Raw genomic sequence first — 25,832 nt, forward strand, 5'->3', positions numbered from 1 at the left:
GTCATCTTTTCCACAAGGGTGACGGCAGTCTGAACGCCATTCTCAGCACGTATGGCAGCCCCCATCTTCAGGCTAGAAATGGCGCGAACGATGAGCGGGATAGCAAGATTCCCCACTTTGTGTTGCTGCGCCTATGTTCCAAAATACCTTTTGGCAAAGGCAAAGGTTGGTTCAAGAATCTCCCCGTAATAAAGCTGGCGAAGGTCATCATTGACCATCATTTCGGAGAGTACGACGCGAAAGAGTTGGAAATTATCCTGATGAAGCGTCGTCAAAGGCAGTTGCAGAAACGCTCTCAAAAAGATCGGCAGATCGCCCTCGATCAGCTTCGATAACGCATGTTGATCCGGTTCAACCAACCCTCTCATGCGGTTGAAAATGCCTACCAACAAGGCAGGCTTATTCGTGAAGTAGTTATAAATTGTGCCATCGGCAATACCGGCTTCTTTGGCAATGTTTTTAATCGTCGTGCTGTGAAATCCCTGCTGTGAAAAGCATTTTGCGGCGGCATCCAATATCTGGGTGCGCTGTGCTGTTTCAAACTGCACTTGGGCGGCATCTTTCATTGTGAGACTTCCCTAAACGAATAGCCATTCAATTGAATGACCATTCATTCATTGTAGAGGTGACAGAAAAAACGGACAAGAACTTCTAACCCCCGTCCCTCGTAAACAAGGTAAGGGCGTTTTTCAAGCCCCAACGGGGCGGCTGATCTCAGCCCCGTGCTTTAGCACGGGGGTCACGCGGACGCCTCAGGGGGCGTCCCTACAGGAGCGGCACGCGCACCGCCGCGTTCATCTTTTTCTCCCTCAAAAACGAGGGGGATCAGGGCATGTGGGGGGGGTCTAAGGCTATAATCTCTCCTCGGCATATTCACCACTCATAAGGGGGCGGCGGTGACGGACAAACGCGGCACAGATACGCTTATCGGGACGCGCCTCGGCGCATATGACATCCTCGCCCGCATTGGTAAGGGGGGAGCGGGGACGGTCTACAAGGCGCGGCAGGCATCTGTTGGGCGCGAAGTAGCGATCAAGGTCATGTCCGAGATAGGGGAGCCAGATTCCCCCTATTACGAACGCTTCCAGCGCGAGGTGAGCCTGATTGCCACCCTTGAACATCCCCATATCCTCCCCATTTACGATTTTGGTCAGATTGAGGGCATCCCCTACCTTGTCATGCGCTACCTCGACGGTGGCAGTCTGAACGGGCAGCTTGCTGGAAAATCGCTCCCTCTTGCCGAGGTCAACCGCCTGCTCAGTCAGGTCTGTTCCGCCCTCGATTACGCCCACACACGAGAGATCGTCCACCGCGACATCAAGCCTCACAATGTCTTGCTCGATGCGGCGGGCAATGCCTACCTCAGCGATTTTGGCATTGCAAAGGTCATTGGCGGGGCAGATTTAACACAGACTGGAGAGGCAATCGGCACGCCCAGCTACATGCCGCCGGAACAGTGGCAAGGGCTGGCAATTAATTTCTATGCCGATATTTACGCCGTCGGAATCATGCTCTACGAAATGCTGACAGGGGTACTCCCCTTTCGCTCCGATAACCTGTTCAGCCTGATGTACAAACACCTGAACGATGCGCCACCGTTGGTCACAGCAAAACGCCCCGACCTGACCCCAGAGTTTGATCTGATCATCCTTCAGGCGCTCGATAAAATTCCAACGCGGCGTCACCCCTCGGCGGGCGCTCTGGCACGGGCGATCCATGCGGCAATCAGCGGCGAGGGGCGGACGATCACCCTCCTCGAAACCGCATTCGCGCCGAATACCACCGAGGATCAGCCCACCTTAGGAATGGCGGTAACTCCTTCTAACCTTGCCCTTAGCGGGCGGGCATGGGCGATCCAAGCCTTTGACGCATGGCGCGAGGAGGAGTCACCCATCCTGTTCATTGTCGGTCCGCACGGAATTGGGAAATCGGCGTTAGCGGCTCGCTTTGCCGATAGGCTCGGTAAGCGCGTGATCCATTATGCATTGGTGGCGGAACAAGCCCGCACACTTGACCCCCGCGCTTTCGTGGAGACACTTGCCGCCGAGTTGACCTCAGTCATTCCCGGCTGGGGAGGCGGCAGCACAGGCAATGCCCTTGACGAGATCGGGCTTTCTTCGGCAGAAGCGTTCGAGGCGCGAGTGTTGTCGCCAATCAGCCGTGAGACGGAGACGATCTACCTCATTATCGATAGTTTGGAGGCGTCTTTTGAACATCCGGGCGGGACGATTGTCGATCTGCTGGAGATCGCCCTCCGTTCGCTCCCCGAAGCGCTGCGGTTGATTGTCACCGGCGCACCGCACCCGCGCTTAGAGCGCCTGTTTCGCCAAGCGACATGGCTGGAACTGAATCCTGACAACGATCAACTACGTGCCGATCTGCACGAGACGCTCAGCACCCGTTTTGCCACACTCTTTCCTAATCTCAGCGGGGGCGATTTTGACCTCCCTGCCCTGATTGAAAAAAGTGCCGGGAATCCGCTCTACCTAAATGTTATTTTGGAATACCTTGCCCTGCGCAAGCTGGACCTAGAGGAGATCGCCGCGATCCCCGCCGGACTAGACGGGCTTTATGCGTATCTTGTGGGGCGTTTGGTGGCGGAAGATGGCGAACGGCTGACCCTGCTCACCGTCTTAGCCGCCGCTCGCGCTGCCCTTCCAGAGCGGCTGCTAGGGACGATCCTTGACGAACGCTTAGAGGTTGTTCGGGGGCGGCTAGGGGCGCTGACACCGCTCATTCAAAACACCTCAATGGGGTGGAAATTGGCACATCCGGCGCTGCGCTATTGGCTGATCGATGCCCACCACGAGGCACTTCAGGCAGCACATCGGCGCATCGCCAGCGCCTTGCGGGGGGATTCCTCTAGGGAATACAACGATCTCTATACCCTGCAATACCTGCCCTCTCATTTGGCGCTTTCGCAGCAAACCGATGAGGCCTTCGCCGTAGCGACGGATATGAACTTTCTTGCGGCGCGGTTGGGGCGCGTCTCGCTGGCAGAGGTGTTGGACGATCTGAATCAAGTCCGCGCTGCCTTGCCCGCCGAAGAAGAAGAACGTCGCGCCGCGCTGGACATTCTGCAAGAGACGCTAGAACGGCTGATCCCTGCCTTTACCACCGATGCTGCTGGCACATTCAGCTACCTCTACAATGCGCTGATCGGCGTCCCCGTCTTGCATGGGGCGTTGGAGAGCGCTGCTGAAACACGGCGGGGAGTATGGCTGCGGCTGGTCGCCCCGATCAGCCGTGCCGAGGTGACGCCCTCTCACGAACTTTGGGCGGGATTGCCGATCCTCGGCATGGCGGGGGATGCGACTGGCAAGCGGCTCGTCGTGGTGACCGAAGATCGGCGCATCGCCTTGTTTTCCGGCGGGGAACTCTACCGGATGTGGGATGGGGGGACGGTCATGCTGGCATGCGCCATGACGGAAGCGGGCAATCTGGCGCTGACCGGTGGCGAAGGGAGTGCCGCCTTTCTGTGGGATACGGGGACAGGGGCGCTCGTGCGCGTCCTTGAGGGGCATAAGCGCCGCGTGACGGGCATTGCCCTCAGCGCCGATGGCTCGCGGGCGCTGACCGCCAGTGATGATAAGCTGCTGCGCCTGTGGGATGCCGAGACGGGGACACTGCTTCGTGCCTTTTATGAACACCCCGATGTTGTCCGCTGCGGGGTATTCCTCAGCGATGGGATGGTTGCCTCCGGCTGTGCCGATGGGCTCGTCCGGCTGTGGGATGTGCGCCAAAATATCCTGATCACAACCCTGAAGGGACATCGGGGGGTGGTCACCTCTGGGGCGGCGTTCACCGATGAGAACGGCGGCATGATCCTTGTGACGGGCGGGACAGACGGGCAAATTATCCTGTGGGATACCACCGCCGGAACGATCATCAACACGCTGAGCGGGGCGGCGGCGGGCATTGCTGCACTGACAGTGGGCGTCCTTAACGGACGGCGCGTCTTGGCGGCGGCGGGCGAAGATCGCACCCTTTGGCTGTGGACATTGGAACGCGGCGAACCGGTTGCCCGCTTTGTTGGGCATCGCAGCCCCGTGACGGGCGTGGTCATTGAGAGCGAAGGGGGGCGCATCCTCTCCGCTGCGCTTGATGGGATGCTCCGCGCATGGACGCCGCGCACGCTCTCCCCTCGGCTAAGTGCCGAACCCTTCCAAGAAACACATACCGCCGCCCTCAGCGCCATTCGCTTTAACCCTGAGGGAGAGATGATCCTGACCACCTCAGTGGATCGGACAGCGCGGCTGTGGCGGGCGGCGGATGGGGCGCTGCTACAAACCTTTCGCGGTCACAGCGGGGCGCTAACGGGCGGTGATATTCGTCCCGATGGGCGGTTGGTGGTCACTGCGTCCACCGACAAGACCGCCCGCCTATGGGATGTGGGGCGTGGGACACAGCACAAAATGCTCACTGGCGCGGGGGAGGCACTGCGCTGTGTCTCGTTCAGTTCGCGCCCGATTACGCTCCCCAACGCGCCGCGCCCGATTTGGCTGGCGGCGACGGGCGGTGCGGATCGGGCGGTGCGGCTCTATGACGCCGAGAGTGGGGCGTTGGTGCAAACGTTGAAGGGTCACCGCGACGTGATCACCGCCTGCCTGTTCAGCCCAACGGACGAACGCCTAGTGACGATTAGCCAAGACCGCACAGTGCGCGTGTGGCTGCCGCCACGTGGGGAAAAGGCGGCGGAGGTGGCAAAGATTGAAGGGGGATTCGCGACCGGCGCGTTTAGCCCCGATGGGGCGTCCTTGCTTTTGGGTGGAGACGATGGATCGCTCTCGCGCTATCTTTTTGCCGAGGGGCGTTTGGTGCGGCTGTCTTTGCGGGTGGCGGGGGCAATTCGGGCGGTGGGCGTCTTGCGCGGGGGGCGGCTGATCTATGCCGCCACCGGTTTAGGGACGCTGACGATCTGGGATGCGGAAAAAGAAACGCCCCTCGCCATGTATCGAGGGCGTCGCCCCTTGACCGCCGCCGCCGCCGATGGCGTCACCCTTGCGGTGGGCGACGATCAGGGCGCGTATGCCATTCTACGCTTGGAGGGTTTGGGCGGCGGACGGCGCAAGGCGAGCTTGATTTAGGGGGATGGGCGGAGCGCCACGCCGCCAGCGATCAGCCGATAACGAAGCCTCCCCATGTGCCGGTGAGCGCAAAACGCAGGGCAGCCATTCCGCCCAATTGCAAAAAGGCAAGGAACACGCCCGCGCTCAGCGGCAGCGCCAACTCGCGCCAACCACGCGCCAGCGGATGACGGCTGAGGTTCAAAAACAAGACACAGCCGATCAGAATCAGGACGAAAACAACCGTCCCCACGCTGAGGAATCCCAAGATCAGGCGGATGAGCGGGCGTTCGGAAAGAATCAGGGCGACGACGGCAGCGCCCAACGCACAGAGCGCCAGTAGATCGCGCCAGCCATCCAGGATGCGGCGCTGGTCAGGCATTTCCCATACACTGCGGTTGAACAGCGGCAAGAGGACACTGCTCACAGCAAGACCACAAAGCATTCCGGTGATCAGCCGCAAGGGGTTGGCGGGGGTGTAAACTCCTGTGACATCGGGAAAAAGCTGGATGTAACTGTTCACACCATCAATGCCCATAAGGGCGACGAACGATCCCAAGACGATCAAGAGCGGGAGATGTGGCAGCCGCGCCGCCCGCCCCCGCCCGCGCATTCCGGCGAAGGCAAAGCCAACCAACACACCGAGGTAAATCCCCGTGCAGCGGGCGCAGAGCGGCATTGCCTCCGCACCGGGCAAGCCGATCAAAAAGGTGCGAGCGAGGATTTGGTGGCAAATGGCGTAGCCCACCGCCCCCGCCTTGCCGATGATTCCGGCGGGGGTAAGGATCACCCAAAGGGCAACAGTGAGGAATGCCCCCACTGGTATCAGGCGGGGGGCTATGCGGCGCATGCGGGCAGCCTCGCTTACGCGCTTACCCCATCCCAAACCAGCCCATCAGTTTGACGGCAAGCCCCATGTTCTTTTCTGCCTTCACCTTGCCTTGCATAAAGGCGGTCATAGCGTTCATCTCGCCGTTCATAATCTTGACGAAATCATCTGCTTTCGCCCGCAAGATCAAATCGGGGTCGCCGGGTGCATTCCCTTTGCCCGCGTCCATCGTCCCATTGTCCACCGTGATCCAGTAATTTTCGTCAGAAAGAATGATGCTCAGGGTTGCCTTGTCGCCTTGCGCTTTATCGGCGCGAAAACGCCCTTTTAGCCCCGCAAACAATTCTTCTACATTCGCAAAAGCCATGATGCAAAGTCTCCTAAAGATTCGGTATGGATGGTTTGCTCAGAACGAATTCTGTGGTTGAGACTATATCCTTTTATGCCCCATCCGGCAATGTGAGCGAGCCATCGGGGTGAAGGATGAGCGGCACGGCATCAATCACCGCGCTGAGCGAAATCTCGCCGTAGATGTGGGGAAACATGTCGTCCTCCTTGGTGGAGGGTTCGGGCAGCCCCTTGAGGTGTTGCGGCGGCTCGTAACGCAGTTCAGCCGTGAGCCGCGCCGGATCAATGCGCAGGACGAGTATATCCCGCTGCCCATTAAAATAAGCAGAGGCAACAGGGGCAACCTGATGCCGCTGCGAACAGTGGATAAACCCGTCACGCGCCAGAGAGTCATTTGTTACCACCCCTGCCGCTTGTGCGGCGTCCCACGCCGCTTGGCTAATCATATGATAAATCATCAAGTCCTTCTAACGTAGGATAGGGGCAACCATGTGGGGTCGCCCGCCTGTCGCGCCTATTCGCCTTCAAATTGGGGGAGGTACTGCCGAAAGGCGGTGAGCAAATCGGCTAAGATTGCCTTCCCTTGCTCAATATCGGTCACCATGGGGTCAAGCAGCAGCGCTTGGAGCGCCAGCATACGATCCCCCGTTGCAGCAGCGTCAACGTACATGGATGCCAGCGCCAACTCGCGACGGCACATCTCGGCAATCGACTCAGGAAGCATTGGGAAGGTCAAGCCCTGAAAACCAAAGCTGTTGATCACGCCCGGCACTTCGACAATTGCCTCATCGGGCAAATTGGGGATGAAGCCGCGATTGGGGATGTTCAACTGGTTATGGTAATGATTCGTGTTGTACCACACACCAGCGATCATTTCAGGAACGCCCTCGTCAAGCATGGCGTGGCGGTACACATCGCGCAGTTCTTCCACGCTCTTTTCGCCCGCCACAATCGCCTCGGCAAGCGCCTTTCGATAGGCGCGGCGGCGGCGGTTGCCCTCCCAACTTTGCAACTTTAGGTCATAGCGCTCCCAGGGTTTAGTAAGAGGGTTGCTGACATGCTGCAAAAATTCGCAGAGGTGGCTGTCGCCCGGGGTGGGCATCAGCCCGTAAATCTCAAACATCTCGCGGGTGAGCGGCTCAAAGTCTTTCCGAGTGTGGTAAAGCCAGCGATCCCGCAGTTCGGGGTAGAGGTCTTCGCCCGTCGCCTTATCGCGAATTTCATAGACCCACGAAAAATGGTTGATCCCCGCTGCCTTGATCTCTAGGTGTTCAAGCGCCTTCCGCGCCACAGGGATGAAATTCGGCATGTTGTCGGCATCAGTGTGGACATGAAAATGATCGGGGAGGGGAATATCAAAGCGATCTGCAAAGATCGCCCCCGCCATGGCGTAGCCCCACAACTGCTGGTGACACAAGCCCACCACTTTGATTGAGGAATAGCGGCTGATCCCAAGCGTCAGGCGGATCAGTGGGTTAACCAAATTCAAATAGTAGGCGTTGGGACAGAGGTCTTCCATATCGTGAGCGATGGCGAGCAGCGGCGGCAGATTGCGGGCGGTGTGGCTGAACGATCCAGGTCCGCCGTTTTCGGCATAGGGCTGGCGGACGCCGTGCTTCAGGGGGATTTGCCAGTCCATCTCCCAAACTTCCTCGCGCTGCCCCACTTGGATGGAGACAATGACGAAATCGGCGCCGAGGAGAAGATCGCGCCGGTTGGTGCTGCTGGTGATCGTCAAGCCGGCGTCCCATGCCTCATTCATTTTGTGGGCAAGTGCCGTCATCGTTGCCAACCCCGCTTCGTCAATGTCGCACAGGGCAAATTCCGCCCCGTGTAGGTGCGGGCTTTGGATCATCGTCGAGAGCGCCCCTAACCCAAAAATGGCGCTCCCCGCGCCGATAATAACGATTTTTGGGGGACGGCTGTTGTTCATGTGGTGGCTGTTTAGGGTGTGGTGGGATGGGTGAGTCATGGGGAATCCTCAAAAAAATGGGCGGAAAAGGCTACTATTAATTAGCGTCGCCTATTCTAGCATAGGAACGGTCAGTAAGGCGAAGGTTGGGAGGTCTGTGGGAGAAAGGGCAAAACGGGGATTGACGCTCCGGTGGGAGGCATGATATGATCCTGATCGCTAGACGCCCCTATCGTCTAGAGGCCCAGGACGCGGCCCTTTCAAGGCCAAAACAGGGGTTCGAATCCCCTTAGGGGCAAAAGTTGGTACATTGCTGAACTGCCCTCACTATAGTCAGTGAGGGCGGTTTCGTTTTATGCGGAGAGAAGCAGGGGAAGGGGTAAGGTTACACGGACGCCCCCTGGGTCGCCCCTACAGGGTGCGGATTAACTCACCTCCTCTGTACAGTGGGATGCCCGCCCCGCTTGGCAAAGACAGCAAAGATCGTCCCCACCACCGCCAACCCCAGAACACCCCATAAGACAGGTCGGTAGCCGCCAGCCTATTCAAAGATGGTGACGGCGATATACCAGCTATAGTAAGGGTGGGGAGACGTACAGCGCATCTGCCGATGATTGCGCTGCGCCGCACGTCCTGTTTGGTTAACCACAACACCCCTGATTCTTAGGACGAATTGCCTGCCCTACCGCCCCCACGCCAACGGCTGCTTCGCGGATCGGGCTTGCCGTTACGGGTATCTCCGCTAGGGCGATGAGCGGACTGTGAACCGCGCTCTCGCCGCTTGCCGCTGTGCCGCAGCACGTCCCGCCAAGTGGGGCATCGGGTGTGGTGCAACACGTCCCCGTTTGGGGCAGTTCTAGGTGAACTTCGCGGGCGGAGTCCCAATCCCCGACGATTGCCGCCGCCACCGAGCGCACTTGCTCATAGCCTGTGAGCAAAAGGAACGTTGGCGCACGCCCATAGCTTTTACTGCCGACGATGTAGAAATCCTGTTCCGGCTGCTTCAGTTCCTCCGCACCGTGTGGAGGGACCGTCCCACAACTATGAACATTGGGATCGATCATCGTGGCGAGCGCTGCTGGGCTTTCTACCGAAGGGTCAAGGGCGACGCGCAGTTCTGAAAACAGGCTGAGATCGGGACGAAAGCCGGTAGTCACGATAATCTCGTCCACCGGATTCAGGGCTGTTCCCTCGCTGCTCACTTGAATCTGCTCCCCCACGCGCTGGAGCTTCGCCGCTTTGAAGTGATCGACAACCTGAAACACCCCCGTCTCTACGAGTACCTTCACCCGCTGACCAAGCGATCCCCGTGCGGGGAGTTCATCGGCTTCGCCGCCGCCGAACAGGTTCTTCGTCAAGGCACGGCGAATGACCCAGATCACCTTCGTCTCAGGGGCGTCTTCGGCAAGGTGCGTCAGATCAAGCAGGACATTAAACGCCGATGCGCCACTGCCCGCCACGAGGATTGTTTTGTTCGCATAGCGAGCGCGATGTTCGCCTAACACGTTCGGAATCCCGTAGAAAATCTGCTCAGCCGCCCCTTCTTCGCCTAACACCGGCGTACCGTTTGCCCCAAGTGGATTTGGTGAACGGTACGTTCCCGATGCATCAATGACTGCCTTCGCTAGGTACTGGATGTCCTCGCCAGACTTCGTTCGCACCGTCAGAAGGAAGGGCGCTTGTTCACGCCCTGCCGTTTTCATTTTGTCATAGCCAGCACGGGCAATACGAATCACCCGCGAATTCACCCTGATATGGGGACGCAGTTGGGGGACATTCGCCAATGGGCGGAGGTAAGCGTTCACCAGGTCTGCGCCTGTTGGGTGCTGTTCAGGATCGGGGGATACCCACCCCGCCGTTTCCAACAAGGCGGTGGATGCTCTGTCCGTCGCATAGCGCCAGGGGGTAAAGAGCCGCACATGCCCCCATTCCAGAATGCTTGCCCCAACCTCTGCCCCCGCTTCAAGGACGAGAGGCGTTTCGCCTCGCTGAAGAAGATGCGCGGCTGCTGCCATGCCGATTGGTCCAGCGCCGATCACCGCGACGGGTAAGGAAGCCTTTTCCATGATATGTGTCCTTCTTTCATCTTTTGGGGAGACCTCCCCTGTTGCATTGATGTTCATCAATGTGTTTGGGCAAAAAAAGAGCGTCCTCGTAGTGATGCCCATGAACTGTAATTATATTGATGTTCATCAATATGTCAAGCCCTTCAAAAAACACATTGGGCGCGAACGGGAGGGCGGTTAAGCGGACGCCTCAGGGGACGTCCCTACTCCACAGGGGGGTAATCCTAGCCTGACGGTTTCGCGGCGAGGGGAGAATTCTTACCGCCCCAAACGCCGCAGTTGGCGGTACTTTTGAAATTCGTACCACGCCATGTAAGCGCTCAGGCGCAGCCCGTGCAGCCCGTCGCGGTAGCCTTTTAGCGTCCAAAAACGCCAAATAAAGTGGCGAACCGGCTGTAAGAGGTAATTATGGGCTTTGGGGCGTACCCCCGCTGTGTGCATTTCTTGGGCAGCAAAGGCAGTGTAGGTGCGCTGTTTGGCGATGAACTGGCGTACATCCCGATAGTTGTAATGGATGAGCGGCGTTTCCAGATAGCCCGCCTCACCGTCAAGGATCACTGTCTCGTGGACGGCGCGTGCCGGATCGTACCCCGCCCACCCCCGCCGCAAGACGCGCAGTTGGTAATCGGGATACCACCCCGCCCCGCGTGTGAGCCGCCCAAAGATGTAGTTGTGGCGCGGAATCCAATATCCCACATAAGGCAGTTCGGCAGTCTTCCGGCGAATCTCTGCCCCTTGTTCGGGGCTGGATCGTTCGTCGGCGTCCACGAAGATCACCCAATCGGCGGTGGCGATGCTCAGTGCCGTATTGCGCTGTACGGTGAAATTGACCCAAGCGTTCGTCACCACCCGCGCTCCGGCAGATTCGGCAAGCGCCACTGTGTTATCGGTGCTGCCCGAATCAATAACGAGGGTGCTATCTGCCCAACGGACAGATTCAAGGCAGGCGGTGATGTGCTGAGCCTCATTGCGTGTCAAAATCACCGCCTCAATCGTCTCACCTCTCGCGACGCTCACAGGGCTATCACCTCCCGATAGGCGGCGATGAGTGCCTCGCGCACCTCTGGCGGAAGGCTTCCCTCGCGCCGTACCGCCCGAATCTTCAGGCGCATCCCCCCGCGCACCAACAGGCGTGCCGCCGCACGTTTCCAGCGCGGGTAATAGCGATCATAGAATTTCAGCCGGCTGCGCCACAGGTTTACGATGCTCTGCGCCCGCACCTGACGGGTGCTGCGCCCCTCAAGGTGAGTGATCCGCGCCGAGGGGACGGTATAGATTGCCCACCCCGCCCGCTGCACGCGCATACTCCAATCCACTTCCTCCACGTACATAAAATAGCCCTCGTCAAAGAGTCCCGTCGCTTCAATCGCCTCCCGCCGGAAAAGCATCGTCGCGCCGAGGGTGTGATCGACGGCGAAGGGGCTGCCCGTCTCGTAGCGGCGGCGCGGGTAGCGCCCGTTCAGCGGTGTTTCGTAAAGCCGCGCCCGAAGGCGGTTTGGAAGCGGATAGAGATCGATGAAAAGCTGCGCTAGACCGGGGAAACGAAAGGCACTGTGTTGGAACGCCCCATCTTCATAGGCAAGCCGCGCCCCAACAATCCCCGCACGGGGAAGGGTAAAGAGCGCCTCGTAAAGCGCCTGCAGCGCCCCTTGTTCGGTGCGCGTATCAGGGTTCAGAAGGAACACAGCGCGGGGGGCTTGTGGGGCGGGGGTTGGCGTATCGGCAAAGCCGAGCGCCCGCAGCGCAAGGTTATTCCCCGCCGCAAAGCCGAGGTTGCGCTCTGAAGCAATCAGATGGACATCGGGAAAGGTGTGCTGGATTGCCTCTGCCGTTCCATCGGCGGAGGCGTTATCAACCACCCAGATTGCGCCGCCCAGCCCGCTTTCGGCAAGGTCGGCGCGGACGGTGCGGATCGCATCAAGGGCAAGCTCGCGGACATTCCAAGTGACAAGTACAATGGCAAGGTCTAGGGGAGGGTTGGTAAACATGAGTCGGGATTATAACGCAGGGCGTGGGGGGCGGGGCTAAAGCCCTCGCGCTAGTAGTTCGTCAAGAAAATTTCTAACGAACCCCTATCCCCCGCCTCCTTTCCCCGTACACAGGGAAAGGGAGCAAGAGTCCCTGTCTCTGTTTACGAGGTGGGGGGTAGGGTTTCCAAGCCCTGAAGGGGTGGTTTCTTTAGCGGCGGGCGCTTACGGACGGCGATGGGCGCAATGCCTTGTGCCCCTACACGAATTACACTTTCAACAGACCCTAGTTACCGGACACGCCTTTTAGCATGGGGTGCGGTGTGGGGTGCGTCCCTACTGCACGCGCACCTCTACAATGACCAAATCGTGGCTGGATTCGGGGATGGGGACAATCCCCACGCGGGGGGCATCCAACTGCTTTAACCAGAGGTAGTCCACCCGTAGGGGTGCGCCATTCACCAAGCGGAGCGTCACGGCGCGTTCTTCGGGATAATCCTTGAACGGATCAGCGAATTCCTTTTGGGTGAGGTAGGTGTAAATATCCCCTTTGGGGCGGGTGTTCAGCGTCCCGCCGAGGACAACCCGCCGCCCTAACGATTCGTTCCCCTCAATCACCGCAAATAGCGCTAATACTTGTCGAATCTGTTCTTCTTCTTGCTGCGCCGTCGTCATTGCCCCCCCGGGGAAGATGAGCGTCAGCGCTGTGTTGTAGAGATCAAGCGTCCCTCCATCTTGCGCCCTCACGCGGACGAATTGGAGCGCCGTTTGCTTGCCTTGCGCGGGCAGCAGCGTGCTTTCAAGGCGCTCCATCGGTAGGCGCGAAAGGATGGCAAGCCCCTGTAAGCCTTCGTTTGTGGGGACGTAGTGAACCTGCATTTCCAACGTCCGCGCCAACCACGCCGCCTGATCGACGCTAAAGCTGATCAAGCGCCCGCCATCCACATCTTGGAGCAGCAAAACATCAATCCCGTTTTCGGTGATGTGTTGTGCCAGTGCGGGGAGGTCTTGCCCAAAATACAGGCTGTATCCACCGTGCAGATTCAAACTGGCGATGCGCAGTGTCTCCACCGACCCGGGCTGGCGCATGATCACCGGACGGGCGAAACTTGCCCCGCCCACCCCCCCAATAATGACGACGCACAGCGCCGCCAGCGATTCGACAAAGCGCCCTCCGCCAAAGGGAATCCGCCGTCGGGAAACAATTACCGGCAGGCACATGAACAGCACAGCGAGGATGATAATAACCAACCCTAACCCACGAAACCCACGTAGGATGCTGGCGAAGGGTTCTTGAACTCCGCGCACAAAGGCATATTCAAAGGTGAAGAAATCCGCCCCGCTCAACAGCAGCAAAACGAGCGAGCCAAACATCAGGCTGATCCCTGAAATCGTCCGTTGGGCGTCCGTTGGCGTGGCGATCCACCAAAAGGAAAGACACACCATGAACTGGGCAATGACCAGTGCCGCCCCCCCGGGGAAACCGCCCAAACGCATCCCGATCACAATTAGGAGGGCGATCAGTAAAAACCACACCCACCCACGATAGCGCGTATCAAACATATTTAGGAACGAGCGGACGAAGGCACGCACTTCCCCTACCAACGGCAAGAGCGTTGCTCCCACCAGCCAGGGGGCAAGCGCGTTGTAATCCAGCCCTACGCGGTGGGCGGCGGTGTTTGCCAAACCCAACACGGCAAACTCTAGGTAAAGCAAGCCGCCGAGGGCGAACGCTCCCCATAAGCTGATTGCCCCTCGCACGCGGCGGCGGGTGGGTGGCAGCCCAAACTGATCGAGGAGGGCGGCGCCAACGGCGACCAGAAACAAAGCGACGGAAAGGATCGTTTGGAAATTTAGGAACTCTGCTGTCATAGTCAAATCGCGGGTGTTCCCGTAAAGGCGGATCAGGTGATCAAGAGCGAAGCCGCCCACCAGTCCAACGGGGAACATCCCCGGACGCCGCCCGGCAATAATCGTCAGGTAGAGCATCCCCCCGCCCACCACCAACGACGCGCCGAGGATACCTGCCGTTGTCCCGCCGTTTGCGGTCAGAAAGACGCGCCCCGCCGCCACAACCCCCGCTGCCAGCGTCACCCCAAACCACAATCGCCCTAACACAATGGAGAGCAAGGGGGCAACGAGCGCCACTCCTAAAATGGCAAGCGAGAGTTCAACGTTTGCGGCGCTGACAACGCCCAACTGCCCTTGCAATGCCTCACGGTTGGCGGTGACATTCACTAGCGAGGCGCTGCTCACTTGGGCATAGAGCGTCCCATAGAGGAAGCGCACCGCTTGGACGAAAAAAAGTCCGACGAAAACGGACTCTAGAAGGCAGAGAAGATCACGGCGAGACTCAGGATTCATACGGTTTATTTCGGATTATGCTGATTAGGAAGGAACTCACGCCGCTCATTTTACCTTATTTTGTCGGATGCCCCGCCATTCGCGCCGCAACCTCCCGCAGCAGCCCAACCATAAACCCTTCGGCAGGGCAGGCAAGGCTGGTATCAAGAACGTAGTGAACACCCGCCCCAATCGCAACGCGCAGCCCTACCCGCCCATAGGCGTTCAGGATCATCTGTATCCGCCATGTGTCGCCCGTTTGGGGGTGATTGTAGGGGTAGACCATCCCCCCAATACGGGTAGAATCGTTCAGCCATGCCCCATAGACCACTATGAAATTCGGTGGTGGTTCAGAGGCGGCGGCGGCGCGAATCAGCGCATAGGCATAGGCGCGGCAGACATCGGCAAAGCCCGCGACGGCAAAGCCGACTTCCGCCGGACGCAAGCCAATCTGATCGTTGATTCCCACCAGTGCCGCCTCAAAGACCCGCGCCAGCCGATCCACCTGATCGATCCACGCCGTTGGCGAGAGATTTGCTGGGGCTGCTGCTAACACCGTCTGCGAAAGCGCATGGAGTGCCGCGCCCGCCGCATCGATCCGCCCTAACCCGCTGTAATCTTTTGGCTCAAAAAGGGTGATTGTGAACGTTTCAGGGAGGGCATACACAGCACGAAACACGCGCATCGGCGTCAGAAGTCGCGGCGCACCATCAAGAACGAGTTGCATCACGCCTCAAAGACCACTAGGGCATCGCGGTGAACGATTTCATCACCATAGGTGTAGCCCAGGCGCTCGACAATCTGTGCCGTCTGCACGCCCACTAACTGACGAATTTCGGCGCTGCTGTACGTCGTCATCCCACACGCCACGTCCCCTCCAGCGGGATCAATAATATGGACGGCAGCGCCGCGCTCAAACTCGCCCTCAACGGCAATAATCCCTACAGGCAGAAGACTTGCCCCCCGGCGGCGCAGCTTTTCAGTGGCACCCTTATCCACCCGCAAAAAGCCGGCGGGCTTTTCGGAGAGCAGCCAGCGCTTACGGCTTTCGCGGTGTGTCGTTTGGGGCAAGAAGGTTGTCCCCACCGCCTCGCCCGCCGCCACCTTCAAGATGACATTGGGCAGCGACCCAGAGGCAATGACCGTCGTCGTTCCGCTGCGCCCGGCAAGCTGCGCCGCTTGCAGTTTCGTGATCATCCCCCCTGTGCCAAGCCCGCTGGATGTGCCGCCTGCAAGGGCAAACACACTCTCATCAACGCGCTCTACCTGAGCGATCAGACGGGCGGCGGGGTTTGCGCGTGGGTCGGCATCATACAAGCCTGCCTGATCGGTGAGCAGGATCAACAGATCAGCGTCGATCAGGTTCGCCACCAATGCCGAGAGGTTGTCGTTATCCCCCACGCGGATTTCCTCGGTCGCCACCGTGTCGTTTTCATTGATGATCGGCACAATGGCATGATCGAGAAGGTGTTGGAGGGTGTCACGAGCGTTCAGGTAGCCAGTACGGTTGGCAAGGTCGCCCCGCGTGAGCAAAATTTGGGCAATATGGACGCCAAAAATCTCGAACAGTTCACCATAGCGCTGGATCAAGCGTCCTTGCCCCACCGCCGCCAACATCTGTTTGGCGGGGAGCGTGCGGTCAAAGCGCGGGAAACCAAGCACTTCCCGTCCGGCAGCAATTGCCCCCGACGAAACAAGAATCGCCTGCGCCCCGCTCTCGCGCAGTTCCACCGTCTGGCGGACGATCTCCATCAGGCGGCGGCGGTCAAGGCGCGGCGTGCCGCCCGTTAGGGTGCTTGTCCCCAGTTTAATCACAATACGGCGGGCGTTCGTCGGCATGGTCTTGTGCTGTAATTCCTATGTTGTATGACCGTCCGCCCGCCGCTAAAGCAGCGGGCTAGGAGTAACCACCCCTACGGGGCTTGAAGGCAAAGAGGCTCTCCCCCTATTTGTTTTAAGTCCCAGCGGGGTGATCAGTCCTAGCGCGTGGGCTTTAGCCCCGCGCCGACCTCGCCGCACCTATGCCAAATTCCCCTACCCCCGCTCGGATGAGTGTTCAGCAAGCGAAATAGGGCAAGTATAGCGCGAGAGCAAGTCTATCGGTAGAATCGCCCTCCATGCCAGTAATTACCCTATCTCATGCCCGCACCATGCGCGACGCCTTCCATCATGCCGGACAACCGGTTGTTTTCACTAACGGTCATTTTGATCTGCTCCATGTCGGTCACTTGGACTATCTTGAACAAGCACGATCACTCGGCGCTGCTTTGTTCGTCGGCGTCAACGATGACCCCGCCACCGAAACGCTGAAGGGGATGGGACGCCCCCTTGTTCCGGCGGCGGAACGCGCCCGACTCATCGCCGCCTTGCGCCCAGTCGATGCGGCGATCATCTTCACGGGCGAGACGGCAGTTGGGCTGATTGACGAACTGCGCCCCGATATTTACGTGAAGGGCGGCGATTATGCTGCAAAGCCGCTCCCCGAACGGGCGACGGTAGAGCGCTACGGGGGGCGCGTCGTCCTCATCGATCTACTGGCGGGGCATAGCACCAGCGCCCTCATCGCCAAAATTCAGGCGCTCCCACCCATTTCCGAAAAGGGCGATCCGAATGACCAATGAGATGGCGACGCCTCTCCCTGTTGACTCAACAGCATCAACGGTATCCCCCGAACCCACCGATGTCTTGGAAACGGAAGCCGCCGCCGCCGAGGGAATCGCCCGCGCCACGACGATCCTTGCCATTGGAAATATCACCAGTCGCGTTTTGGGCTTTGTCAAAGAGATTCAACTGGCAAACCTGTTTGGGGCGGGGCGGGCGGTAGATGCCTTCCAAATTGCGATCACCATCCCCCGCGACCTCTACGATCTGGCAATCTATGGGCATACGAATTCCGCCCTTGTCCCCGTCCTCAGCGAATATGCGGCGCGGAAAGATAAAAGCGAACTGTGGGCATTGATCAGCGCCCTGTTCAGCCTTGTCCTGCTTTTTGCTGGTGTCCTTGTCGTCCTCCTCACTGTCTTTGCCCCCAACATCATCGCTCTCTATCGAGGGCTGCCGCGCCCGCCGCTGATCGATCACCCCTTTACCTTCCAAACGGGGGCATTTCTTCAGAAAGGCTTGGGGTTTTCTCCGGCAGCGTTTGAACAAACCGTCCATCTGCTGCGCCTAACCGCCCCCGCCCTCATTTTTCTGAGCCTGTTCTCGGTGTTGTCGGGGGCGCTCTTTGCCCTCCGGCGATTCACTTTTCCGGCATTTGGGGCGGCGCTATTCAACGGGGCGATTTTCATTTCCACGTTGATTCTCGCCCCCTATATTGGGATCGAAGGGGTTGCCATTGGGTGGGTGATCGGCGCGTTGGCGCAGCTTGCCCTACAGGGCGTTGGGATGCGTGGGGCAAAACTCCGCTTGGTCATTGGCGGCTTGCTCCGCGCCTTGCGCCATCCGGGGATCCGCAAGATCGCGCTGCTCTACCTGCCCGTTATGCTGGCGCTGGTGGTCGATGTCTTGGTGAACCGCCCCTTCAGTTACAACATTGCCTCGCAAACGGGCGAGGGCAACGTAGCGACAATGAGTTGGGCAACAAACCTCCGCGAATTTCCCATGGGGCTGGTGGGAACGGCGATCTCGCTGGCAATCCTCCCCACGCTGGCACGGCAAGCGCTGAGTAAAGACCTCTTGGGCGATTTTCGGGATACGCTAGGGCGGGGGGTGCGCCTTGCCCTGACCTTGATCATCCCTGCTTCTGTGGGGATGTTCGTCTTGGCGGGTCCACTGATCGGGCTGGTCTTTGAGCGCGGGGCGTTCACGGCGGCGAATACAGCAGATATGTCGATTGTCCTACGCCTCTACATGATTGGCATCCCCTTTGCCGCTATCGATTTGCTGCTGATCTTTGCCTTTTACGCCCGCCGCGACTCGCTGACGCCAGCACTGGTGGGGATGTTCAGCTTGGGCTGCTACATCGTGATTACCTTGATCTTGCTGCCGACAACGGGCTTTCTCAGTCTGATGATTGCCGACAGCGCCAAGCATTTCATTCACATGGTCGTCAGCCTGATCTTGCTGCGGCGGCGCTTAAACGGCTTAGGGACGCAGCGCTTGCCCGTCACCGTCCTGAAGGTGGGCTTGGCAACGGCGGTCATGGCGCTGGTGACATGGGTCTTGATGCGCAGTGTGGGGACGCTTTTCCCCGTGCAGGGGCTGCGGGAACGGGCACTTTTGCTGTTCGTCCCTTCCCTTCTTGGTGGGGCAATTTATTTCTTGTTAGCATCCGTCTTGAAACTGAACGAATTTACGCTCTTTGTGGAGACGATCTCGCGGCGGGTGCGGCGGCGCTCGTAGGGGAAATGCACCCCACCCCCTCAGCCATCCTCCCCGTAAACGGCTGGGGGGAATCAATCCTACCCATTCGCACCCGTAGCGTGATAGACTTACGCTCATTGCCTTTATCGCTGATCTCTGGAAAGTATTGGATGAACCGCATAAAACGCTTCCTCGTTATCATTACTGCCTTCATCCTGCTTTGCCTTGCCCTTCCCGCCCCGCCCCCTATCGCCGCCCAAGAGACGATGATCATTCGCGATCCGTTCCTCTCGCTGCTCTCCCGCACGCCCGATCTGCGGGCGACGGATGGCGTTGAATCTGGGGTGATCCGCTATGTGAACTTCAGTGAGATCATGCGGGTGGGCGATGGCATGATCAGCAGCACCGCAAGCTATGAACGAAGTGAGGAACAACGCGATGCCTGGCGGGGGGCAATGCGTCGTGTCGCTGTCGCCCCTGACTTTTTCGGCAGCGTATTGACCTTAGTCAGCGGAATGGTCGAAAGCGTTGGGCTGGATTGGTTCGATCTAAGCGCTGCTCTTGAATTTGGAGCGCCGCCGAACGTCGGCGTTTGGCTCGATTTCAGCAGCGGCGATTACGCCTCGCTGGATCGGGAGGCGGTGGCAGCGGCGCTGACCAAACGCGGCTTTGAACAGCGGGCGGGGGACGGCGTTACCGTGTGGTGGCGCTTTGAGGACAACGCCATATCGCCCAAAGAGCGCGATGTGACCGATCCCTTTGGCGGCACGTTGGGTGCGGCGGCGCGGATTCAAGTCTACGAGGGCGAGAACGCCGGACTGGTGGGGAATGCCCGTTCGTGGGCGCTGGCAGAGACGATGATCGCCACCGTCAGCGGCGACGCTGCCTCACTGATCGATGCGCCAGATTACGCTGTTCTTGCCGAAGCTATCACCGATTCGGCTTACATCCTCATGCCCCAAGATGACGGGCAGCGGACGACCCATCTGCTGCAAGTCTACATCATCCCCGGCACGGTGGGGGCGATAATTGATGCCCCAGAGGGTGAGGCGCTCCCTCCCTATAGCCTTGTTGCCCTTGTGGATCGTCAAGAGCGTTCGCTGAACGTTCACGCCATCGTTCTCGTTTACCCTACCGCCGAAGACGCTGCGCGGGCAAAGGACATCCTCGGCGCACGGCTGAAGGTTGCCCTTCCAGAGCGCTTGGTCAGCGAAAACAAGGTAGACTTTGACGCACCATATGTCCACACCCGTCCCGATGGATGGTCGGCAGTCGTCGTTGGCGTGCGCTATCCCTCGCCAGAGGAGGGTTCGCCTACGCAGCCGGGGCTTGTCTACATGTACATGGATGCCCAACTGAATCGGCTCACCTTCACCCCCATTGGCTTAAAACCATGAGTGCCTTAGAGCAAGTGATCTATCTTCGTGTGGGACTCATCGGTCTGCAAGCCGCCAGCCTTGAGGCGCTCGATCAACCGCCACGCGGGGGCGGCATTTCCCTGCGGGAGACACTGGAAAAGATCACCCGCCTAAACACCTATGGCGACTCGCTGGCGATCAGCGTACAGGGGGAGGCGATAAACGGGGATAGTCACCTTCCAGAGCCGTCCCCACTGCCGCCGCTGCCAACGGAGTACCCCACCTTTGAGATGGCGGAAATCATCGCCTTGCGCCATGCCATGTGTGTGCTTGTATGCTGTGTGGGTGGGGTAAGTGCCGAGGGGGGTATGGTCTATGCCTATACTGCTGTCCCTTGCACGGCGCTGCCAACGCTCATCGAGACGCTGCCGACCCGTAGCCTGGCGGATGTCCCAATGCAGATCATCGTTGATGATCTCCCCGAACGGACGGAAGGGTTGAAGGAAACGATGTTCACCGAATACTACTTTGCTGAACACCAGATCAACGTCCGCGTGCTGACCGATCCCGCCGCTTTAGCCAACGCTTAGAAGGTGAGGTTATCATGCCAACCCTTGCCCACCTCGCTTCCTTTCGGATCGGGATCATCTATGCGAAAGGAATCACCCCGCCGATGCTGGATGTCCCCTTGCGGGGGATGAACCAAACGCCACAGGATACCTTTCTGAAGGCTGCCTCGCTCAACACCTATGGGGCGCATCTCATGGTCAGCGTGAAGGGACAACTCATTGATTGGGACATTCACACACCCAACCCCGACCCGCCCCCTCCTCTGCCAGAACGCTACCCATCCTTTGAAACAGAGGATCACGTCATGCTGCGTCGTTTTCAGACAATTTTTGTGATGTGCCTCGGCGGGTTGAACACTTTAGGGGAACGGCGCTATCACTATGTGGGCTTCGGTCCGCGGAGTTTGCCCGCTGTGATCGACGTTTTGCAGGCGGGGGAGCTTCCCGAAGGGGCGTTTGACCCCGCCGACCTTGATGTGATTCTGGAGGATGTTCCTGAATGTACCTTTGAAGTGAAGGAATACATGTACATGAACTGGTTGTTCGCCAACGATCACATTCACCTGCGTCTACTCGATGGAAATACTCCCTCCTGATCGATACGCCCGCATCGCTGCCTTCACCCTCGCTCCCGCGTTCTTCCCCAAATCCACCCTATGCGATCTGTGCCGAGGGGGGTATGATTCCCCTTATGGAAAAGATGTTCTGAGTTCCCTATGCCATGCCCCGGAGATAAATAGCTGTTATGTCGTGGGAAGACCTGATCGCCTGTTTACAAGCCTACCCTCGTCCAGCGGACGCCGAATCGTGGGTGGTTGAGACGCCTCTCATCCACGCCCGCCAGCCCGACCCCGCCTACCGTGAGGCGGTAAAGGATGTCCTTGAATCGTTGGGCGTTCTGCGCGAAGGGCGCTGTACCTCTGCGGCTGCCTATCTATTCGTCCGCAGCCTTCTACAGGCAGTCCACGAGGGCGGATTAGCCCCGGCGGTGTGGGGGTCGGCAAAGAGCAGCTCACTAGGGGCAACGGGGGCGACGTTACTTGCCGCACTGGAACAGCACCGCCTGAACGCCCAAGAATCTGCCACCCCACTGCGCCGTGTGGTGGCGGTTATGTCCGTGATCAAAGGGCGGGCTGCCGAGGGCGATGTGTTCCTCATGCAGTATGACAGCGGCTCGCGGTGGTATCAGCCCATCGGCGGGAAACGCGACCCTGAAGATGAGAGCAACATTGCCGCTCTTGCCCGCGAACTTCAGGAAGAATTGAACCTCCCCCATATCCAGCTTGGGCGCGATTTTCAGGTGACGCCCCTCCGCGAAGATATTCACGAACGGAGTGTCTCCAAGACGCTGAACGTCCTCACCGAATACAGCCACAATTTTTATTATGTGAACGCCGTCCGTTTTGCGCTTCCCACCGATAGCGAGACGCGCTGGCTGACTCTAGCTGAGATTCAAGCGGGGCGGGCTGCCGATGGACGGGCGGTTTCGCCCTTGCTGCGCCTTCATGTGGCGGATCGTCTGGCAGGGCTGCCCTACAGCCTGAGCGAAGGGGTGTAGGGGCATTTCTGCGGGGGTGCGCCGAGGGGATGGTGCGGATGCCCCAGGGGGCGTCCCTACGAGGGAGGAGCTATACCGATGGATGAGTCGAGAGGGGTATTCTCATGTGTGGACGGTACGCCATTTCCGTTTCGCCTGATCAACTGGCGCTCCATTTTAATGCGACACTGGCAGACGATGTGTTTTCCGCCCGTCTGAACGCCGCCCCCTCGGAATCCCTCCCTGTCATGCTGAACACCGGAGAGCGGCGCATCGAGCGGCTGCAATGGGGCTTGATCCCTGCCTGGGCAAAGGATGCCACCGTCGCCCACAAGCTGATCAACGCCCGCGCCGAGACGGTTGAGGAAAAGCCGAGCTTCCGCGATGCTTTCAAGAAACGGCGCTGCCTTGTCCTTGCCGATTCCTTCTACGAATGGGAAACCCGCCCCGACGGAAAAAAATACCCCATGCGGATCGCCCTTGAGTCCGGCAAACCCTTTGCCTTTGCTGGATTGTGGGAGACATGGCAAGCGCCCGCCGCCGAGGGCGGCGATCTGCGCCGCACCTTCACCATCCTGACCATCGCCGCCAACGATCTGATCGCCCCCATCCACCAACGGATGCCGGTGATCCTCTCCCCTGAAGGGGAGACGCTCTGGCTGGATAACGCCGCCCCCCCAGAGCAGCGGCGCGGGGTGCTGCTGCCCTTTGATCCGGCGCAAATGGTGATCACCCCTGTAGATGATGACCGCTTAAAAAAGAAAGGCGCCTAATGCCGCCCATGACCGATGATCTGCACGATGACGATCTGAACGAGACGCCCGACGATGGACTTGATCCGGTAGAGGATGATCTGGCTGACGATGCCCCTCAACTGGCGCACAGCGGCTTTGTCGTCGTCTGTGGCAAGCCGAACGTGGGCAAATCAACCCTGATGAACCAGATTTTGGGCGAGAAGATCGCTATTGTCAGCCCCAAACCGCAGACGACGCGCCTTCGCCAATTTGGGATTTACACGCGCCCTGATGTGCAGGCGATTTTTGTCGATACGCCCGGATTGCACCAGCCGCGCCACGAGCTTGGCGAATACATGGTGCAGGTTGCCCTCGATGCCATTCACGATGCCGAGGTGATTCTCTTTGTTGTTGATCTCAGCAGCGCCCCCGACGAGGACGACCAGCGCGTGGCAGCGATCATTGGTGAGGCACGCGCCGCCGCGTTCAAGGCGGGGACGGTAATCCCCGTCGTCATGGCGCTGAACAAGATTGACCGCACGGCGGCGAAGAACGTTCTCCCCCACAGCGAGGCATATCAGGCGCTGATCCCCGATGCCTTGTGGACGGCGATCAGCGCGGTGGCGGGGCGCGGGGTGGGGGAAGTGCTGGATCACATCATTGAGCGGCTGCCCGCCGGACCGCAGTATTACCCCGACGACCAACTGAGCGATACGCCTGTCCGTGAGATCGTCGCGGAGATCGTCCGCGAAAAGGTGCTGCTTAATCTGGCGCAGGAAGTCCCTCACGCTGTCGCCGTTGAGGTGGACGAATACACCGAGCGCAGCGCGAGCCTCACCTACATCCGCCTGACGATTTATGTGGAGCGGGACAGCCAGAAGGGGATACTGATCGGCGGCGGCGGCGGGATGCTGCGGACGATTGCCGCCAGCGCCCGTGAGGATATCGAAACGCTGATTGGGACGAAGGTGTACCTTGAACCCTGGGTAAAGGTACTGAAGAACTGGCGGCGCGACCCAAACTTTTTGCGCCGCTTGGGGTATCGGGTGAAGAAATCCTGAAGGAGGGCAAAACAGGGCGTTTTAGGGGGGTATTTCGCAAGTCCCTCTCTGACATATCGTTTTATAGAACAATGAACATCGGGGAGACATACCCCTTCCTGAGGGGACTTCCCTTGAATTTGCCCTCCTGATGGGAAAGGAGTGGGTTTCGCAACTCCCCCCGAAAGCCCGTCGCAACTCGGCGGCTTTTTTTGACAGGGATCGACTTTCGAAAATCGGGACAAATTGCTTGACATTTTTGGAATAGGGGGTATGATGATCGCTATCGAGGAACGCCCAATTTTGAACGAAAGTGATCCCAAAGGTCATTTTGTACCCCATGAGGCGTTTGAATGAGGGGCGGTTGCAACCACATCCTGCCCGTTGAGGGTACTGAAACTTCCTCTCGGCAACGGGGAAGTGCGCTTTACAGACAGTTGCAACCACATCCTGCCCGTTGAGGGTACTGAAACGTCATAGGCAAGCTGCGTGATGATAGTGGCACGCGTTGCAACCACATCCTGCCCGTTGAGGGTACTGAAACACAAGACGGGTCATTGACCAGCGTACCTTTTGCCGTGTTGCAACCACATCCTGCCCGTTGAGGGTACTGAAACGCCATAGGTGGTACGTGAAAAACGACTATCGTAAAGTTGCAACCACATCCTGCCCGTTGAGGGTACTGAAACCCGTGACGAACCCGGAAGCGGCACGCGAACAAAGTTGCAACCACATCCTGCCCGTTGAGGGTACTGAAACTACGGAGGATCGTCCCTGTACGACCACCCCACAAGCGTTGCAACCACATCCTGCCCGTTGAGGGTACTGAAACATGTGGATGGTGCTATGACGTTCCTCCGCCGAAAGTTGCAACCACATCCTGCCCGTTGAGGGTACTGAAACCTATGACGAAGCTGGAGTGCCGCGCCGTCCGCTCCGTTGCAACCACATCCTGCCCGTTGAGGGTACTGAAACACTACACCGAGGCACAAAAAGGCTGGCGCTGGACGTTGCAACCACATCCTGCCCGTTGAGGGTACTGAAACTCACTACTTCTGCTACTGCTATTGTTGCTGCCAGGTTGCAACCACATCCTGCCCGTTGAGGGTACTGAAACCATTGAAGGTGGGTATTGGACAGGTGGCTGAAGGGTTGCAACCACATCCTGCCCGTTGAGGGTACTGAAACTTCAGGTACGCGAGACACAAGTCTTCGTGCGCAAGTTGCAACCACATCCTGCCCGTTGAGGGTACTGAAACTTCGTTGCGTACAGCCTGCGCGCTCCTCGCATCACAGTTGAAACCACATCCTGCCCGTTGAGGGTACTGAAACCGTCTCAGCGTCAACCTTCTCTCTGAACTCAGCAAAGTTGAAACCACATCCTGCCCGTTGAGGGTACTGAAACTCAGTTTTCGGCAACGGGGCAAAACCTAGCCGCGATAGTTGAAACCACATCCTGCCCGTTGAGGGTACTGAAACCCGCTCCAGTCTTCTGGGATAAGCCAAACTGGTTCGGTTGCAACCACATCCTGCCCGTTGAGGGTACTGAAACATCAAAGAGCGCATAGACTCCGGTGATCTTGCTCTCGTTGCAACCACATCCTGCCCGTTGAGGGTACTGAAACATGCTTGTGTACGATAGCAATATCACGAGCGCACTGTTGCAACCATATCCTGCCCGTTGAGGGTACTGAAACGCAATCCAACCAAGTACCACGACCACGACCACAACGTTGCAACCACATCCTGCCCGTTGAG

20 protein-coding genes, 1 tRNA gene and 1 CRISPR repeat array (1 of these 22 only partly in view) are annotated in these 25,832 nt (G+C 58.8%); of the genes, 10 read left to right on the forward strand and 11 right to left on the reverse strand.

What is annotated here, in order from left to right; all coding sequences use genetic code 11:
- Positions 1–131: 131 nt before the first annotated feature.
- Complete coding sequence (locus HS103_10365) at positions 132–566, reverse strand: TetR/AcrR family transcriptional regulator (protein ID MBE7513204.1); 435 nt, start codon at positions 564–566, stop codon at positions 132–134.
- Between the two features lie 330 nt (positions 567–896).
- Between HS103_10365 and HS103_10370 the strand changes: the two genes are divergently transcribed.
- On the forward strand, positions 897–5,087 hold the full coding sequence (locus HS103_10370) for a protein kinase (protein ID MBE7513205.1): 4,191 nt from the start codon (positions 897–899) through the stop codon (positions 5,085–5,087).
- 31 nt (positions 5,088–5,118) lie between these two features.
- Here the strand turns inward: HS103_10370 and HS103_10375 are convergent, their stop codons facing one another.
- The 4 genes from HS103_10375 to HS103_10390 form a co-directional block, all read right to left on the reverse strand.
- On the reverse strand, positions 5,119–5,916 hold the full coding sequence (locus HS103_10375; GenBank protein ID MBE7513206.1) for a DUF2085 domain-containing protein: 798 nt from the start codon (positions 5,914–5,916) through the stop codon (positions 5,119–5,121).
- A 22-nt stretch (positions 5,917–5,938) separates the two neighbouring features.
- Positions 5,939–6,262 (reverse strand): SCP2 sterol-binding domain-containing protein, encoded by a 324-nt coding sequence (locus HS103_10380; GenBank protein ID MBE7513207.1) that lies wholly within the window; start codon positions 6,260–6,262, stop codon positions 5,939–5,941.
- A 73-nt stretch (positions 6,263–6,335) separates the two neighbouring features.
- The gene (locus tag HS103_10385; GenBank protein ID MBE7513208.1) at positions 6,336–6,701 is read right to left on the reverse strand and encodes a DUF952 domain-containing protein; all 366 of its coding nucleotides are present in this window, start codon (positions 6,699–6,701) and stop codon (positions 6,336–6,338) included.
- 56 nt (positions 6,702–6,757) lie between these two features.
- Positions 6,758–8,215 (reverse strand): hypothetical protein, encoded by a 1,458-nt coding sequence (locus HS103_10390; GenBank protein ID MBE7513209.1) that lies wholly within the window; start codon positions 8,213–8,215, stop codon positions 6,758–6,760.
- Between the two features lie 165 nt (positions 8,216–8,380).
- Between HS103_10390 and HS103_10395 the strand changes: the two genes are divergently transcribed.
- A tRNA-Glu gene (locus HS103_10395) sits at positions 8,381–8,453 on the forward strand.
- A 343-nt stretch (positions 8,454–8,796) separates the two neighbouring features.
- On the opposite strand, the gene HS103_10400 is transcribed toward HS103_10395, so the two are convergent.
- The 6 genes from HS103_10400 to proB form a co-directional block, all read right to left on the reverse strand.
- Positions 8,797–10,221, reverse strand: a complete 1,425-nt coding sequence (locus HS103_10400; protein MBE7513210.1) for an NAD(P)-binding domain-containing protein — start codon at positions 10,219–10,221, stop codon at positions 8,797–8,799.
- A 258-nt stretch (positions 10,222–10,479) separates the two neighbouring features.
- Positions 10,480–11,238 carry a glycosyltransferase family 2 protein gene (locus HS103_10405; protein ID MBE7513211.1) on the reverse strand — a complete coding sequence of 253 codons (759 nt, stop codon included), beginning with the start codon at positions 11,236–11,238 and terminating at the stop codon, positions 10,480–10,482.
- Positions 11,235–12,209: a glycosyltransferase family 2 protein gene (locus HS103_10410; protein MBE7513212.1), complete on the reverse strand. Its 975-nt coding sequence runs from the start codon at positions 12,207–12,209 to the stop codon at positions 11,235–11,237. Before HS103_10410 ends, HS103_10405 begins: the two co-directional genes overlap by 4 nt.
- A gap of 315 nt (positions 12,210–12,524) precedes the next feature.
- Positions 12,525–14,552, reverse strand: a complete 2,028-nt coding sequence (locus HS103_10415) for a hypothetical protein (GenBank protein MBE7513213.1) — start codon at positions 14,550–14,552, stop codon at positions 12,525–12,527.
- 55 nt (positions 14,553–14,607) lie between these two features.
- Positions 14,608–15,258: a hypothetical protein gene (locus tag HS103_10420; GenBank protein ID MBE7513214.1), complete on the reverse strand. Its 651-nt coding sequence runs from the start codon at positions 15,256–15,258 to the stop codon at positions 14,608–14,610.
- A complete protein-coding gene (gene proB / locus HS103_10425) occupies positions 15,258–16,370 on the reverse strand; it encodes a glutamate 5-kinase (protein MBE7513215.1) in 1,113 nt (370 codons plus the stop codon). The genes HS103_10420 and proB overlap by 1 nt, the downstream gene beginning before the upstream one ends.
- A 278-nt stretch (positions 16,371–16,648) precedes the next feature.
- On the opposite strand from proB, the gene HS103_10430 reads away from it, so the two are divergent.
- The 8 genes from HS103_10430 to era all read left to right on the forward strand — a co-directional run bounded on the left by HS103_10430 (position 16,649) and on the right by era (position 24,095).
- On the forward strand, positions 16,649–17,152 hold the full coding sequence (locus HS103_10430) for an adenylyltransferase/cytidyltransferase family protein (GenBank protein MBE7513216.1): 504 nt from the start codon (positions 16,649–16,651) through the stop codon (positions 17,150–17,152).
- Positions 17,142–18,875: a murein biosynthesis integral membrane protein MurJ gene (locus HS103_10435; GenBank protein MBE7513217.1), complete on the forward strand. Its 1,734-nt coding sequence runs from the start codon at positions 17,142–17,144 to the stop codon at positions 18,873–18,875. The genes HS103_10430 and HS103_10435 overlap by 11 nt, the downstream gene beginning before the upstream one ends.
- 131 nt (positions 18,876–19,006) lie before the next feature.
- Entirely contained in the window at positions 19,007–20,233 is a 1,227-nt protein-coding gene (locus tag HS103_10440) for a hypothetical protein (GenBank protein ID MBE7513218.1), read from the forward strand.
- The gene (locus HS103_10445; GenBank protein ID MBE7513219.1) at positions 20,230–20,784 is read left to right on the forward strand and encodes a hypothetical protein; all 555 of its coding nucleotides are present in this window, start codon (positions 20,230–20,232) and stop codon (positions 20,782–20,784) included. Before HS103_10440 ends, HS103_10445 begins: the two co-directional genes overlap by 4 nt.
- A gap of 14 nt (positions 20,785–20,798) precedes the next feature.
- Positions 20,799–21,359, forward strand: coding sequence for a hypothetical protein (locus tag HS103_10450; GenBank protein MBE7513220.1), 561 nt, complete (start codon positions 20,799–20,801; stop codon positions 21,357–21,359).
- A gap of 149 nt (positions 21,360–21,508) precedes the next feature.
- Complete coding sequence (locus HS103_10455) at positions 21,509–22,321, forward strand: NUDIX domain-containing protein (protein MBE7513221.1); 813 nt, start codon at positions 21,509–21,511, stop codon at positions 22,319–22,321.
- A 104-nt stretch (positions 22,322–22,425) separates the two neighbouring features.
- Positions 22,426–23,073: an SOS response-associated peptidase gene (locus HS103_10460; protein MBE7513222.1), complete on the forward strand. Its 648-nt coding sequence runs from the start codon at positions 22,426–22,428 to the stop codon at positions 23,071–23,073.
- An 8-nt stretch (positions 23,074–23,081) separates the two neighbouring features.
- Entirely contained in the window at positions 23,082–24,095 is a 1,014-nt protein-coding gene (gene era, locus HS103_10465; protein MBE7513223.1) for a GTPase Era, read from the forward strand.
- 342 nt (positions 24,096–24,437) lie between these two features.
- Positions 24,438–25,832: direct repeats of the CRISPR family, unit length 37 nt; unit sequence GTTGCAACCACATCCTGCCCGTTGAGGGTACTGAAAC; it runs 803 nt beyond the window's last position.

The organism is Anaerolineales bacterium, from assembly GCA_015075625.1.
In the GTDB taxonomy this organism is placed as follows: Bacteria; Chloroflexota; Anaerolineae; order Aggregatilineales; family UBA2796; genus UBA2796.

Bases quoted from the DNA above. Each gene is read 5' to 3' on its own strand.
- HS103_10385 (MBE7513208.1), bottom strand. From the start codon at position 6,701: ATGATTTATCATATGATTAGCCAAGCGGCGTGGGACGCCGCACAAGCG.
- HS103_10410 (MBE7513212.1), bottom strand. From the start codon at position 12,209: ATGTTTACCAACCCTCCCCTAGACCTTGCCATTGTACTTGTCACTTGG.
- HS103_10400 (MBE7513210.1), bottom strand. From the start codon at position 10,221: ATGGAAAAGGCTTCCTTACCCGTCGCGGTGATCGGCGCTGGACCAATC.
- HS103_10375 (MBE7513206.1), bottom strand. From the start codon at position 5,916: ATGCGCCGCATAGCCCCCCGCCTGATACCAGTGGGGGCATTCCTCACT.
- HS103_10380 (MBE7513207.1), bottom strand. From the start codon at position 6,262: ATGGCTTTTGCGAATGTAGAAGAATTGTTTGCGGGGCTAAAAGGGCGT.
- proB (MBE7513215.1), bottom strand. From the start codon at position 16,370: ATGCCGACGAACGCCCGCCGTATTGTGATTAAACTGGGGACAAGCACC.
- HS103_10440 (MBE7513218.1), top strand. From the start codon at position 19,007: ATGAACCGCATAAAACGCTTCCTCGTTATCATTACTGCCTTCATCCTG.
- HS103_10435 (MBE7513217.1), top strand. From the start codon at position 17,142: ATGACCAATGAGATGGCGACGCCTCTCCCTGTTGACTCAACAGCATCA.
- HS103_10455 (MBE7513221.1), top strand. From the start codon at position 21,509: ATGTCGTGGGAAGACCTGATCGCCTGTTTACAAGCCTACCCTCGTCCA.
- HS103_10450 (MBE7513220.1), top strand. From the start codon at position 20,799: ATGCCAACCCTTGCCCACCTCGCTTCCTTTCGGATCGGGATCATCTAT.
- HS103_10415 (MBE7513213.1), bottom strand. From the start codon at position 14,552: ATGAATCCTGAGTCTCGCCGTGATCTTCTCTGCCTTCTAGAGTCCGTT.
- HS103_10365 (MBE7513204.1), bottom strand. From the start codon at position 566: ATGAAAGATGCCGCCCAAGTGCAGTTTGAAACAGCACAGCGCACCCAG.
- era (MBE7513223.1), top strand. From the start codon at position 23,082: ATGACCGATGATCTGCACGATGACGATCTGAACGAGACGCCCGACGAT.
- HS103_10430 (MBE7513216.1), top strand. From the start codon at position 16,649: ATGCCAGTAATTACCCTATCTCATGCCCGCACCATGCGCGACGCCTTC.
- HS103_10420 (MBE7513214.1), bottom strand. From the start codon at position 15,258: ATGCAACTCGTTCTTGATGGTGCGCCGCGACTTCTGACGCCGATGCGC.
- HS103_10390 (MBE7513209.1), bottom strand. From the start codon at position 8,215: ATGACTCACCCATCCCACCACACCCTAAACAGCCACCACATGAACAAC.
- HS103_10460 (MBE7513222.1), top strand. From the start codon at position 22,426: ATGTGTGGACGGTACGCCATTTCCGTTTCGCCTGATCAACTGGCGCTC.
- HS103_10445 (MBE7513219.1), top strand. From the start codon at position 20,230: ATGAGTGCCTTAGAGCAAGTGATCTATCTTCGTGTGGGACTCATCGGT.